Genomic DNA, 13,252 nt, shown 5'->3' with positions numbered 1-13,252 from the left:
GAAAATGGTGGGGTGAGCGCGTTGAAGGAAACCCCGGCCCCGGTGCAGCCCCCGCGGCCCCGGCGGCTGAGCCTGCCGGTGGCCACGGTGATCGGGCTGACCGCCCTGGTCACGGCGTTGGGCGTGGGCCATCTGATCGCCGGCTTCGTCGGCTACAACGCTTCGCCGTTCGTGGCGGTCGCGGACTTCGTCATCGCGCACAGCCCGCACCCGGTGGTGGTGTGGGCGGAGCAGACGCTGGGCACGGCGGACAAGACCGTGCTGAAGATCGGCCTGGCCGTGGTGCTGGTGCTGTTCGCGGTGCTGGCGGGCCGGCTGTCGCGGCGCAAGCCGCTCGCCGGGCAGGTGCTGGTGGGGCTGCTCGGCGTCGCCGGGGTCGCCGCGGTCTACGAGCGCACGGACGTCGGGCAGCTCGCGCTGCTGGCCCCGGTCGCGGCGCTGGTGGCGTCGATCACGGTGTTCGGCTGGCTGCACCGGTACGCGCTGCCGCCGGTGGTCGGCGAGACCCGCCCGCCCCGGGGCCCGACTCGACGCCAGGTGCTGGTCCGCGGGGCCGGCGTCGCGGCCGGTGCGGGGTTCGCGGCCGTGGCCGGGCAGGTGATCTCCGGCGCCGGTGACGCCGAAGCCTCGCGCGCCGCGGTCGGCCCGCTGGTCCCGGCCCGCAAGCTTCCGCCGCTGCCGGCGGACGCGGACTTCCGGAAGCTCGGCTCACCGCCGTTCATCACGCCGAACGCGGACTTCTACCGGATCGACACGGCGTTCGTGGTGCCGCAGGTGCGCACCGAGGATTGGAGCCTGAAGATCCACGGGCTGGTCGACGAGGAGGTCACCTTCACCTACGCCGACATCCGCAACCGCCCGCTGGTGGAGCGCGAGATCACCCTGACCTGCGTGTCCAACGAGGTGGGCGGCGACCTGATCTCGACGGCCCGGTTCATCGGCGTCGACCTGGTCGACCTGCTCGACCGGGCCGGGGTGCGCCCGGGCGCGGAGCAGATGTACGCGACCAGCGCGGACGGTTTCACCTGCAGCACCCCGGCGAGCGTGGCCCTCGACCCGAAGCGCGGCGCCATGCTGGCCATCGGCATGAACGGGGAGCCGCTGCCGGTCGAGCACGGCTTCCCGGCCCGGGTGGTGATCCCCGGTCTGTACGGCTACGTGTCGGCGACGAAGTGGGTCACCGACCTGGAGTTCGCGAAGTGGGACGCGCGCCAGTCGTACTGGCTGAAGCGCGGTTGGGCCGAGCAGGCGCCGATCAAGACGGAGTCGCGGATCGACACCCCCAGCGGCTTCGCCTCGGTGTCCGCGGGCAAGGTCCGGGTCGCGGGCACGGCGTGGGCGCAGCACATCGGCATCGCCGACGTCGAGGTCCGCGTCGACCAGGGCCCGTGGCGCCCGGCGGTGCTGTCGGCCGAGGTGAACAAGGACACCTGGCGGATGTGGTGGGCCGAGGTGGACGTGCCCGCGGGCACGCACTCGGTGACCGTCCGCGCGACCGACCAGTCGGGGTACACGCAGACCGACCGGATCGCCGACCCGGTGCCGGACGGCGCGTCCGGCTGGCACTCGGTCTCGCTCGACGCCCACTGACTGACCGCCCCGGCCCGGCCCGATCGGTCCACGGGTGCCCGGCGACCGCCCGTCGCGGGGAATGTGCCCCTCGTCATGTCGGTGACCAGTGACTTTGTGCGTGCGTTCACAAGTGGACTACCGTGGGGAGGTCGTCCCCGCGTAGACCGGAACATCGAACCGGACTCGAGCCGTGGGGTCAAGGGTTTGATCACTGCGGGCCGCAGGCCTGTGCCCGCGGTGCCAGGCCGAGCAGCCGACGAGCAGAGCAGCCGACGAGGAGTGGCCAGCGTGGTGACAGAGCGGGGTAGGCGCGACGGTGCCGATCCGGCCGCCACCCCGACCGGCCACGCCACCCCGACCGGCCACGCCGCCGGGAACGGCAGCGCTGCTGGGAACGGCGGTGGTCCTGGGAACGGCGGTGGTCCTGGGAACGGCGGTGGTCCTGGGAACGGCAGGACCCCCGACGGTCCCCGCGTCGCGGGCAACGGCTCCGGCCCTCGCTCCGGGAACGGCCGCACCGGTGCCCGCCGTCCCGCCGCCGGCCCCGGCCGCACCCCCGACGCCGACAACGCTCCCACCGCCGAGATGCCCGCCGTACCCGCCGTGGGCGGCGAGGACACCGTGGTCCGGGTGAAGTCGATCCCCGAAGCCGCGGTGGCCCGGCTCGCGGTCTACCTGCGGGTGCTGTCCGGGATGGCCGAGCAGGGCCTGACCACCGTCGCCAGCGAAACGCTTTCCGCGGCCGCCGGGGTCAATTCCGCGAAACTGCGCAAAGACCTCTCCTACCTGGGCTCCTACGGCACCCGCGGCGTCGGCTACGAGGTGCGGGTGCTGGTCAGCCAGATCGAGCGCATCCTCGGCCTGACCCGGCAGCACAAGGTCGCCGTGGTCGGTATCGGCAACCTGGGCCACGCGCTGGCCAACTACGGCGGCTTCCCCGGCCGGGGCTTCCCGGTCGAGGCGCTGTTCGACCTGGACCCGGACCTGGTCGGGGTGCCCGTGGGGGGCCTCCCGGTCTCGCACCTCGAGGACATCCCCCGGGTGTGCGCCGAGCGCCAGATCTCGATCGGCATCATCGCCACCCCGCCGACCGCCGCGCAGTCGGTGTGCGACCGGCTGGTCGCGGGCGGGGTCCAGTGCATCCTCAACTTCGCGCCGGTGGTGCTGCAGGTGCCGGCGCACATCGAGGTCCGCAAGGTCGACCTGGCGGTCGAGCTGCAGATCCTCTCCTTCCACGTGGCCCGCCGCGCCGACGACGCCGAGGCCGCACGCGAAAACCAGGGAAAAGCCGGGTTACCCGGCCCCGGGCGGCCGGTCGACAATGGAAACGGCACAGGGAACGGCACGGGTAACGGACGCGAGGCCGCCGGCGGCGGCCACGGAATGGTGGTGCGCTGATATGAGCGTGTTGGCGGTCGGGCTCTCCCATCGCAGCGCGGAGCTGAGCACGCTCGAGCGGGCCGCCGTGCCCGCCGGCGAGGTGGTGAAGCTGCTGCACGAACTGCAGCAGGCCGAGCACGTCAGCGAAGCCCTGCTGGTGTCGACGTGCAACCGCATCGAGGTCTACGCGGTGGTCGAGACCTTCCACGGTGGCGTCAACGACGTTTCCGGCGTGCTGGCCCGCCAGGCCGGCATGGAGCCGGCGGAGCTGTACGACAGCCTGTACGTGCACTACGCGGGCGCGGCGGTGGAGCACCTGTTCTCCGTCACCTCGGGCCTGGACTCGATGGTGGTCGGCGAGACGCAGATCCTCGGCCAGGTCCGCGCGGCCTACGCCACCGCGCGTGAGGCCGGCACCGTCGGCCGCACGCTGCACGAGCTGATCCAGACCACCCTGCGCGTGGGCAAGCGGGTGCACTCGGAGACCGGCCTGGACAAGCTGGGCGCCTCCGTCGTGTCCGAGGCGCTGGCCGCGGCGGGCGGGCTGGCCGGGAAGCACGCGCTGATCGTGGGCGCGGGCTCGATGGGCGCGCTCACCGCTTCGCACCTGCGCAAGGCGGGCATCGGCCGGATCACCGTGGCCAACCGCACCGGGTCGAAGGCCGCGCGGCTGGCGTCGAACGTCACCGAGCAGGGCGTGCCCGCCGGGTGGGTGCCGCTGGCGGAGCTCTCCGCGGCGGTGGCCGAGGCCGACGTCGTGGTGTGCTGCACCGGTGCGCAGGCCGCCGTCTTGGCCCCCGGGCACGTGCCCGGCCGCGCGGGCCGACCGCTGGTCGTGTGCGACCTGGGCCTGCCGAAGGACGTCGACCCCGAGGTCGCGCACCTGGCCGACGTCACCGTCGTCGACCTGGAGACGGTCCAGCGCCGCATGCGCGAAGCCGGCGCCCCGACCTCGGAGCGGCAGAAGGCCAAGGCCGACGGCGTCGTGCTGGACGAGGTGCGCGACTACCTCGCCGGCCAGCGCCGGGCCGAGGTCACCCCCACCGTCACCGCGCTGCGCCGCCGCGCGGCCGAGGTGGTGGACGCGGAGCTGCTCCGCCTGGACCACCGGCTGCCCGAGCTCGACCCCGGGGTCCGCGAAGAACTCGGCCGCACGGTCCGCCGTGTGGTCGACAAGCTGCTGCACGCACCGACCGTGCGGGTCAAGCAGCTGGCCGCCGAGACGGCCGACACCGACTACGCCAACGCGCTGCGTGAGCTGTTCTGCCTCGACCCCCAGGCCCCCGCGGCCGTGGCGAGTCCCACCGCGACGCCCGAGAACGAAAAGAAGTAGTACGTGAGCAGAGTCATCCGCATCGGCACGCGGGGCAGCAGGCTGGCCCTCGCGCAGACCGGGACCGTCGCCGACGCCATCCGCGCGACCGGGGCCGAGGTCGAGGTCGTTCCGATCAGCACCCCGGGGGACCGCTCGGACAAGCCGATCCCGCAGATCGGCGTGGGCGTGTTCACCTCCTCGCTGCGGGAAGCCCTGCACCGCCGGGAAATCGACGTCGTCGTGCACTCGCTGAAGGATCTGCCGACGACGCCGGAGGCCGGCCTGGTGGTCGCCGCCATCCCGCTGCGCGCCGACCCGCGCGACGCATTGATCGCGCGTGACGGCCTCACCCTGGGCGAGCTGCCGCCGGGCGCGAGGGTGGGCACGGGCTCGCTGCGACGCACCGCTCAGCTGCGCGCACTGGGCCTCGGTTTGGAAATCGTGCCGATCCGAGGCAATATCGACACCCGCATGCGCAAGGTGACCGACGGAGAGCTCGACGCCGTGGTGCTGGCGCGTGCCGGACTGGACCGGATCGGCCAGGCCGGGGCGATCACCGAGACCCTCGACCCGATCCAGATGCTGCCCGCCCCCGCGCAGGGGGCGCTGGCGGTGGAGTGCCGGACCGCCGACGTGGACGTGGAGCACCTGCTCGCGTCCACTCTGGACGACGAAGGCACGCGGGCCGCGGTGACGGCCGAACGGGCCATGCTGGCCGCGCTCGAGGCGGGGTGCAGCTCACCGGTGGGTGCGCTGGCCGAGATCGTCGAGGACCTCGACTCCGAGGGCGCGGTCGTGGAACGCATCTCGCTGCGCGGCACCGCGGCCGCCGAGGGCGAGAACGGAGCGGTCGACATGGTGCGCGCCATCGCACTGGCCGACCGCGGTGAAGCCGAGCAACTGGGCCGGACGCTGGCCGCCGAGCTGCTCGACCTGGGGGCCGGCGCCTTGTCCGGTCCCGCCCAGTGACGCCCGCCGCGTCACTGACCCCGCACGACCAGCACCACCCACCCGCGGCCGACGACGCACCCGGCCGCCCGCAGTGCCGGTAGACCCCAAACCGGCCGGAAGCAAGCAGTCGACGTCGGTCCGTCACTGCTTCCGGCCGGCTTGCTTCCGGCCTTTTCGGCAAGAGGAGAAACGCCAGAGATGACCCCCGCTCGCAAGACCACCGGGCGTGTCGCCTTCGTGGGCTCGGGCCCCGGTGACGCCGGACTGCTCACCGTCCGGGCCCAGGAGCTGCTCGCCAAGGCCGAGGTCGTGGTGACCGACCCCGACGTACCGGCCGGCGTGCTCGCGCTCACCGCCCCGGGCGCCGAGGTGCGGCCCGCCGTCGGCGAGGCCGCCGACGTCGCCAAGGACCTGACCGCCGAGGCCAAGGCCGGCCGGCTCGCGCTGCGCCTGGTCGCCGGCGACCCGCTGACCAGCGCCGCCGTCGTGGCCGAGGTGCAGGCCGTGGCCCGCACCTCCGCCGTGTTCGACGTCGTCCCGGGCGTTTCGCCCGGCGCCGCGGTACCGGCGTACGCGGGGGTCGCCCTCGGCGGCACGCACACCGAGGTCGACGTCCGCGGCGAGGTGGACTGGGGCGCGCTCGCCGTGGTCCCCGGCCCGCTGGTGCTGCACGCGACCTCGCAGCACCTGGCCGAGGCCGCCAGCCGGCTGACCGAGAAGGGGCTGGCCTCCAGCACCCCGGTCGCCGTCACCGCGAACGGCACCATCAACACCCAGCGCACGCTCGACACCACGCTGAGCTCGCTCGCGAACGACGCCGGTGAGCTGGTCGGCCCGCTGATCGTGACCGTCGGCCAGGCCGCCGGCCAGCGGTCGAAGCTCTCCTGGTGGGAGTCGCGCGCGCTGTACGGCTGGAAGGTCCTGGTGCCGCGCACCAAGGAGCAGGCCGGCGAGATGGCCGAGCGCCTGCGCGGCCACGGCGCGACCTCGCACGAGGTGCCGACCATCTCGGTCGAGCCGCCCCGCAGCCCGGCGCAGATGGAGCGCTCGGTGAAGGGACTGGTGGACGGCCGTTACCAGTGGATCGTGTTCACCTCCACCAACGCGGTGCGCGCGGTGTGGGAGAAGTTCGAGGAGTTCGGCCTCGACGCGCGGGCCTTCTCGGGCGTGAAGATCGCCTGCGTCGGCCAGTCGACGGCGGAGAAGGTGCGCTCGTTCGGCATCATCCCCGAGCTGGTGCCCGAGGGCGAGCAGTCGAGCGAGGGCCTGCTGGCCGAGTTCCCGCCGTACGACGACGTGCTCGACCCGGTGGACCGCGTGCTGCTGCCGCGCGCCGACATCGCCACCGAAACCCTGTCGGCCGGTCTGCGCGACCGCGGCTGGGAGATCGACGACGTGACGGCGTACCGGACCGTCCGGGCCGCCCCGCCGCCGGCCGACACCCGCGAGATGATCAAGACCGGCGGTTTCGACGCGGTCTGCTTCACCTCGTCCTCGACCGTGCGCAACCTCGTCGGCATCGCCGGCAAGCCGCACACCCGCACGCTGGTCGCGTGCATCGGCCCGAAGACCGCGGAGACCGCCGTGGAGTTCGGGCTGCGGGTCGACGTCCAGCCCGAGCGGGCCGACGTCCCCCACCTGGTCGACGCGCTGGCCGAGCACGCCGCCCGGCTCCGCGCGGAGGGCGCCCTGCCCCCGCCGCGCAAGGCCAAGCGAGCCCGCCGCAGCTGACGCTCTTCGCAGTACCGGCCGGAGGCCCCTTCCCCGTTGCGGGAAGGGGCCTCCGGCGCGTTGCGGGACCACCGCCGTTTCGTGCCCGGGTGGGCCGTCGCGAGCACGCGGGCGACGAGCGGGGACGGGTCGGGGCCACGGGAAACCGGCGTGGAGCAGCCGGAGTACCGTGGAGCGCGTGTTCCCCGAGCATCGACCCCGCAGGCTCCGTACCACGCCGGCCATGCGCAGGCTGGTCGGTGAAACGACGCTTCGCCCGCGTCAGCTCATCCTCCCCATGTTCGTGGTCGAGGGCCTCGACGAGCCGCGCGCGATCGCGAGCATGCCCGGCGTGGTGCAGCACACGCGCGACACCCTGCGCAAGGCGGCGGTCGACGCCGTCAACGCCGGGGTGGGCGGGCTCATGCTGTTCGGCATCCCCGCCGAGCGCGACCCCGAGGGCAGCGGCGCGGTGGACGAGAACGGCATCCTCAACGTCGCCCTGCGCGATCTGCGCGCCGAACTCGGCGACTCCACCGTGCTGATGGCCGACACCTGCCTCGACGAGTTCACCGACCACGGCCACTGCGGTGTGCTCGACGCGGACGGCGCCGTGGACAACGACGCCACGCTGCGGTTGTACGCGGAGATGGCCGTCGCGCAGTACGAAGCGGGCGCGCACGTGCTCGGGCCCAGCGGGATGATGGACGGGCAGGTCGGAGTCATCCGCCGCGCGCTCGACGAAGTGGGCCACACCGACGCCGCGATCCTCGCGTACTCGGCGAAGTACGCGAGCGCGTTCTACGGGCCGTTCCGCGAGGCCGTGGACTCCCAGCTCAAGGGCGACCGCAAGACCTACCAGCAGGACCTCGGCAACGCGCGCGAAGCCCTGCGGGAGATCGAGCTGGACCTGGCCGAGGGTGCGGACATGGTCATGGTCAAGCCGGCTCTGTCCTATTTGGACGTGATCAAGGCGGCGGCCGACATCTCGCCGGTTCCCGTGGCGGCGTACAACATCTCGGGCGAGTACGCGATGGTCGAGGCGGCTGCCGCGAACGGCTGGCTGGAGCGCGAGCGCACGGTGCTCGAGGTGCTCACCTCCATCCGCCGCGCGGGCGCCGACCTGATCCTCACCTACTGGGCCGCCGAGGCCGCCGCCTGGCTCGACTGAGCCCCCGGGTCCAGCCGGACCACGCGGCTGACCTGCGTCGCAGGCTGGGCTAGAGTTCCCGGGTGGCCAAGAAGGACGAAGACACCGCCAGGCCCGACGGGCTTCCCGGGTCGCACCCCGACCCGAACCCCGCACCGGCCCAGCCCGGCGACGGGCCCGAACCGGGCCGGGCCGTGGCCGGTGGCGCGCCCGGTGGCGCCGCCGAACCGGGCAGCGAAGCCGAGTCCGCCGGTGTGGTCGGGGCCGGTAGCGCGGCCAAGCGCGGTCAGGAGGCCGAGCCCGCCGGTGTGGCCGAACTCGACAGGGTGGCCGGGCCCAGCGGTGTGGCCGAGTCCAGCGCGGCGGGCGAGACCCGCGCGGTGGCCGAGCCCGGCGGTGTGGCCGAACTCGACAGTGTGGCCAGGCCCGGCGGTGTGGCCGAGTCCAGCACGGCGGGCGAGACCCGAGGTGTGGCCGAGCCCAGTGCCGCCGCTGCTGGGTCCGGTCGGGCGGCCGAGACCCCCGGACTCACCTCCGACCGGCTTCGGGTCAAGGGGCGGTCACCCGATCCGATCCTGCCCGGGCAGAGCGCGCCCGTGGTCGATCCGCCCAAACCGGTCAAGGTGTCGTTCTGGCTGTGGATCGCGGCCGGGGTCGTGGTCATCGTCGGGCAGGCGTACACCCTGCTGATCAAGGACCAGCTGATCACCGAGCTGATCAAGCAGAACCAGCAGGGCACCGGAGCGAAGGTGGCGCCGGAGCAGATCGCGTCGGGGACCACCACGCTGGTGTGGCTGCTGCTGATCGGTGCGGTGGTGTTCGCGGTGCTGCTGGGGCTGTTCGCGTGGAAGGCGCGGGAGGGCACGCGGTCGGCGCGGTCGGTGCTGACCGGGCTGGCCATCGTCTGCGTGCTGTTCCAGATCGTCATCTTCTACAACTTCTTCACCCTCATCGCAGCGTTCGTGCTGCTGATCGCGCTGGTGCTGATGTACCTGCCGAGCGTGGCCGAGTACTTCCCGAAGGTCGGCAAGAAGCTCCCGTGAGCGGAGGTGGGGGCGTGAGCCGGACTCTCTACGCGGAGGTGGGCGTCGGCTGGCTCGCGCTGGTCTGGGGGCCGCTGTTCGCGGTCCTGGGCGCGGTGGCCGAACTGGCCACGGGTGGGCCGGTGCACACCGTGGCGTGGATCCTGGTCGGGATCGCGCTGGTCGCGCTGACCCTGCCGTGGGTGTACGCGCGGCGGCGGTTCCTTTCGCTGGAGGTGACCACCGCGGGCTTGCGCCAGGGTCGCGAACAGCTGGAGGCGGCCCGCATCGCCGAGGTGACCGACGTCGGCCCGCCGGTCGGCGCGCGGGTGCTCGGCGGCGGCTGGACGGTGCCGCGCAAGTACGACGAGCTGCCCGTGAAGCTCGACGACGGCACGGTGGTGCTGGCCTGGGCCCGTGACGTCGAGGCCCTGCGGGCCGCGCTGGCCGAACTGGCCGCGCTCAACCGGCCGGAGAAGGACTCGTGAGGGTTGACAACCGCGCCAACCGGGGTGGACACCGGCGAGTCGTGAGAGGCTTGGACGCGTGATCGACCTACCCCAGCCGACCGGCCGAGAGCTCTGGCCGCCCGAGGAGCCGGAAGCGCCCGCGTGGCTCAACCAGCCGTGGCGCGCGTTCGTCGCGCTCGGCGAAGTGGTGGTGGCCGCGCTGCTGCTGTGGGCGGCGTTCGCGCTGTGGCAGGCGGGCGTGATCACGGTCGTCACCACGGCCGGGGACAGCGTCCGGCTGGCCTCGCAACGGGTGTTCGGCGGGCAGCTCGCGGCCGCGCTCGGGGTCGGCACGGTGTCCGCCGTGCTGGTGGTGGACGCGGTTCGTCAGCTCCTGCTCGCGCTGCGTGCCCGCCGCCGCCGGAAGAAAGCCTGATCCCGCAACTCGAAGCGGCCGATACACAGCTCGCCCACAGGTCACCAACAGCTGGCTGCTAAGCAGCGGCACCAGTGTTTCCCGGCATGACGAGTACCCGGACCTGGGTGATCAACGGTGTGCTGGTGGTCCTGCTCGGCGGCGCCGCTTTCGGGATCTACCAGGCGTTCACGCCCACGGGCGCCACCGCGCAGGCGCAGAGCCGGACCACCCCGGTGCGGCGGGCGAACGTCACGCAGACCGTTTCGGCCGCCGGCACGGTGGCCAGTGACTACACCGGCGCGGCGAACTTCGCCACCTCCGGCAAGGTCACCGCGATCGACGTGAAGGTCGGCGAAGTGGTGAGCGCCGGCCAGCGGCTCGCCACCCTCGACGCCACCCAGGCGGACAAGCAGCTCCAGGTCGCGAAGGCCAACCTCGTCGTGGCCGAGGACAGCCTCACCACCGGCGAAGACGCCCCGGCGACCACGTCCACCTCCGGCGGCCCGGGCCAGAGCCAATCCAGCCAATCCAGTCAGGGCAGCCAGGGCAGCCAGAACACCGTGGCCGCACTGCAGGCCAAGGTGGACCAGGCCCAGCTCGACGTGGACACCGCGCAGGCCGCGGTCGACGCCACCGTGCTGACCGCGCCCGGCGCCGGCACCGTCACCGCGGTCAACGGCGTCGTCGGCCAGCCGGCGGGCAGCGGCTCCTCGGGCAGCGGGCAGTCCTCCGGGACCCAGACCGGCTCCGGCGGTGACAAGCAGTCCGGCTCGACCACCTCTTCTTCGTCGTCGAGCACCGGTTTCATCGACATCACGGACATGAGCAACCTGGTGGTCGACACCTCGGTCGCCGAGATCGACGTCAGCAAGGTCAAGGCCGGCCAGAAGGCCACCGTGACCCTGAACGCGACGCCGGACCAGCCGGTGCAGGCCACCGTGACCTCGGTCGACCTCACCCCGACCACCAGCGGCAGCGTGGTTTCCTACGGCGCGCGGCTCTCGCTGGCCAGCCCGCCGGACGGACTGCGGCCCGGCCAGTCGGCCAGTGTGGTGGTCACCGTCGCCGAGGCCGACGACGTGCTCAGCGTGCCCGCCGCCGCCGTGACCACGACCGGCTCCGGCAGCGTCGTCACGGTGCTGCGGAACGGGCAGGACGCGCAACGCCAGGTGCAGATCGGCGTGCGTGGCGAGTCCACTGTGGAGATCAAGTCCGGGCTCGAAGAGGGGGACAGCGTGGTGCTGACCGCCGCTTCACCCACCGCCACCACCGGAACGACCGGCCAGCGGGGCGGCCCCGGGGGCTTCGGCGGCCCCGGGGGCTTCGGTGGCACCGGCGGGTTCGGCGGAACCGGTGGGGCTCGGGGACGCGGATGAGGCCCGTGATCGCGGTTTCCGGGCTGCGCAAGACCTACGGTTCCGGTGAGACGGCGGTGCCCGCGCTGCGCGGGGTCGACCTGCTGGTCCAGCCGGGGGAGTACGTGGCCATCATGGGCGCGTCCGGCTCCGGCAAGTCCACCCTGCTGAACGTGCTCGGCTGTCTCGACACGCCCAGCTCGGGTGGCTACCGGCTCGACGGGTTCAGCGTCGCCGACCTCAACGAACGCCAGCTCGCCTTGCTGCGCAACCGAAAGATCGGTTTCATCTTCCAGTCGTTCAACCTGGTGCCGCGGACCAGTGCATTGTCCAATGTAGAACTACCTCTGATCTACAGTGGACTTCCGCGCGGACCACGCCGCCGCCGGGCGCTCGCCGCGCTGGAGCTGGTGGGGCTCTCCGATCGCGCGAAGCACCGGCCGAACGAGTTGTCCGGTGGCCAGCAGCAGCGGGTCGCCGTGGCGCGGGCGCTGGTCACCGGGCCCGCGCTGCTGCTCGCCGACGAGCCCACCGGCAACCTCGACCGGGCCAGCACCGAGGACGTGCTCGGGGTGTTCGACCGGATCAACGCCCAGGGCCGCACCATCGTGGTGATCACCCACGAGGACGAGGTCGCCGCGCACGCCCACCGCGTGGTGCGGGTCAGCGACGGGCTGATCGTCTCGGACGAGGTCCGCCGCAGCGCCGGGGCGCTCGCGTGAACGCGTTCGAGGTGCTGCGGTTCGCCGTGCGCGGCCTGACCGCCAACAAACTGCGCTCCACGCTGACCACCCTCGGCCTCACGATCGGCGTCGCTTCGGTGATCCTGCTGGTGGCTGTGGGCAACGGGGCTTCGGCGGCGATCGCGGCCAGCATCCAGGGCCTCGGCACCGACGTGGTCAACGTGTCACCCGTCCGTGGGGGCGGTCAGGGCAGCGAGGCCCGGCTGCTCACCGTGCAGGACGCTCACGCGCTCGTCGACCCGGTGGGTGCGCCCGACGTGAAGGCCGCTTCGCCGGTCGTGACCACCACGGCGACCGCGACCTACGGGCAGACCTCCTACGACCTCTCCAGCGTCACCGGCACCGAGCCGGCCTACTTCACCACCACGAACCGGGCCGTGGCCGACGGGGCGCTGTTCACCTCCGACGACGTCACCCAGGCCCGCAAGGTGGTGGTGCTCGGGCCGAGCGCCGCGCAGTCGATCTTCGGTTCGGCCGAGCCGGTCGGGAAGAACGTGCTGCTGGGCAGCATCCAGTTCACCGTGGTCGGGGTGCTGCAGGCCAAGGGCAGTACCGGGCTGCAGAACGCCGACGACGTGGCCGTCGCGCCGATCAGCGCGGTGCAGAACTCGCTGGCGGGCTACGGCAGCCTGAGCCAGATCGTGGTGCAGGCCGGCTCGGCCGACTCGGTCTCGCTGGCGCAGGCCGAGATCACCGCGATCCTCGACGCGCGCCACGGCGTCCGGCCCGGCGCCGAGCCGGACTACCAGATCCAGAACTCCGAGCAGTTGCTCGCGACCCGGACCTCGGCCACCGAGACGTTCACCGTGCTGCTCGGCGCGGTCGCCGCGATCTCACTGCTGGTCGGCGGCATCGGCGTCACCAACATCATGCTGGTCACGGTGACCGAGCGGATCCGTGAGATCGGCATCCGCAAGGCGATCGGGGCGCCGCGCTCGGCCATCCTGGGCCAGTTCCTCGCCGAGGCGACCATGCTGAGCCTGTTCGGCGGGCTGCTGGGGGTGGTGATCGGCGTGGTCGGCAGCCAGTTCAGCTTCGCGGGGATCAGCCCCGTGGTGGTGCCCTCGTCGATCGTGCTCGCCTTCGCCGTGTCGGCGCTGATCGGCCTCTTCTTCGGCAGTTTCCCGGCGAACCGGGCCTCGCGCCTGCGCCCCATCGACGCCCTCCGGCACGAATAGGAGCCTCCA

12 protein-coding genes are annotated in these 13,252 nt (G+C 72.8%); all 12 read left to right on the top strand.

Annotated elements, in window-relative coordinates; genetic code table 11:
- The first annotated feature begins 12 nt into the window (after positions 1 to 12).
- Complete coding sequence (locus tag NYF13_RS03110; protein WP_315653992.1) at positions 13 to 1,590, top strand: molybdopterin-dependent oxidoreductase; 1,578 nt, start codon at positions 13 to 15, stop codon at positions 1,588 to 1,590.
- A gap of 567 nt (positions 1,591 to 2,157) precedes the next feature.
- Positions 2,158 to 2,970, top strand: a complete 813-nt coding sequence (locus NYF13_RS03105) for a redox-sensing transcriptional repressor Rex (RefSeq protein ID WP_315653990.1) — start codon at positions 2,158 to 2,160, stop codon at positions 2,968 to 2,970.
- A gap of 1 nt (position 2,971) precedes the next feature.
- Complete coding sequence (locus tag NYF13_RS03100) at positions 2,972 to 4,285, top strand: glutamyl-tRNA reductase (protein ID WP_315653988.1); 1,314 nt, start codon at positions 2,972 to 2,974, stop codon at positions 4,283 to 4,285.
- 3 nt (positions 4,286 to 4,288) lie between these two features.
- On the top strand, positions 4,289 to 5,236 hold the full coding sequence (gene hemC / locus NYF13_RS03095) for a hydroxymethylbilane synthase (protein ID WP_315653987.1): 948 nt from the start codon (positions 4,289 to 4,291) through the stop codon (positions 5,234 to 5,236).
- A 180-nt stretch (positions 5,237 to 5,416) separates the two neighbouring features.
- The gene (locus tag NYF13_RS03090) at positions 5,417 to 6,949 is read left to right on the top strand and encodes a bifunctional uroporphyrinogen-III C-methyltransferase/uroporphyrinogen-III synthase (RefSeq protein WP_315653986.1); all 1,533 of its coding nucleotides are present in this window, start codon (positions 5,417 to 5,419) and stop codon (positions 6,947 to 6,949) included.
- 178 nt (positions 6,950 to 7,127) lie between these two features.
- Positions 7,128 to 8,099 carry a porphobilinogen synthase gene (gene hemB, locus NYF13_RS03085; protein ID WP_315653984.1) on the top strand — a complete coding sequence of 324 codons (972 nt, stop codon included), beginning with the start codon at positions 7,128 to 7,130 and terminating at the stop codon, positions 8,097 to 8,099.
- A gap of 62 nt (positions 8,100 to 8,161) precedes the next feature.
- The gene (locus NYF13_RS03080) at positions 8,162 to 9,121 is read left to right on the top strand and encodes a hypothetical protein (RefSeq protein WP_315653983.1); all 960 of its coding nucleotides are present in this window, start codon (positions 8,162 to 8,164) and stop codon (positions 9,119 to 9,121) included.
- A 14-nt stretch (positions 9,122 to 9,135) separates the two neighbouring features.
- Entirely contained in the window at positions 9,136 to 9,588 is a 453-nt protein-coding gene (locus NYF13_RS03075) for a hypothetical protein (RefSeq protein ID WP_315653982.1), read from the top strand.
- 58 nt (positions 9,589 to 9,646) lie between these two features.
- Positions 9,647 to 9,985 (top strand): hypothetical protein, encoded by a 339-nt coding sequence (locus NYF13_RS03070; protein ID WP_315653980.1) that lies wholly within the window; start codon positions 9,647 to 9,649, stop codon positions 9,983 to 9,985.
- Positions 9,986 to 10,071: 86 nt separating this feature from the next.
- On the top strand, positions 10,072 to 11,343 hold the full coding sequence (locus NYF13_RS03065) for an efflux RND transporter periplasmic adaptor subunit (RefSeq protein ID WP_315653979.1): 1,272 nt from the start codon (positions 10,072 to 10,074) through the stop codon (positions 11,341 to 11,343).
- Positions 11,340 to 12,044, top strand: coding sequence for an ABC transporter ATP-binding protein (locus tag NYF13_RS03060; protein WP_315653978.1), 705 nt, complete (start codon positions 11,340 to 11,342; stop codon positions 12,042 to 12,044). Before NYF13_RS03065 ends, NYF13_RS03060 begins: the two co-directional genes overlap by 4 nt.
- A complete protein-coding gene (locus NYF13_RS03055) occupies positions 12,041 to 13,243 on the top strand; it encodes an ABC transporter permease (RefSeq protein ID WP_315653976.1) in 1,203 nt (400 codons plus the stop codon). The genes NYF13_RS03060 and NYF13_RS03055 overlap by 4 nt, the downstream gene beginning before the upstream one ends.
- Positions 13,244 to 13,252 lie beyond the last annotated feature (9 nt).

The sequence above is a fragment of the Amycolatopsis sp. PS_44_ISF1 genome (assembly GCF_032335455.1).
Taxonomy (GTDB): domain Bacteria; phylum Actinomycetota; class Actinomycetes; order Mycobacteriales; family Pseudonocardiaceae; genus Amycolatopsis.
Note: the sequence above shows the minus strand (reverse complement) of the source record. Positions and strands in the feature narration are given on the sequence as shown.

Bases quoted from the DNA above. Each gene is read 5' to 3' on its own strand.
- NYF13_RS03060 (WP_315653978.1), top strand. From the start codon at position 11,340: ATGAGGCCCGTGATCGCGGTTTCCGGGCTGCGCAAGACCTACGGTTCC.
- NYF13_RS03105 (WP_315653990.1), top strand. From the start codon at position 2,158: ATGCCCGCCGTACCCGCCGTGGGCGGCGAGGACACCGTGGTCCGGGTG.
- NYF13_RS03090 (WP_315653986.1), top strand. From the start codon at position 5,417: ATGACCCCCGCTCGCAAGACCACCGGGCGTGTCGCCTTCGTGGGCTCG.
- NYF13_RS03100 (WP_315653988.1), top strand. From the start codon at position 2,972: ATGAGCGTGTTGGCGGTCGGGCTCTCCCATCGCAGCGCGGAGCTGAGC.
- NYF13_RS03065 (WP_315653979.1), top strand. From the start codon at position 10,072: ATGACGAGTACCCGGACCTGGGTGATCAACGGTGTGCTGGTGGTCCTG.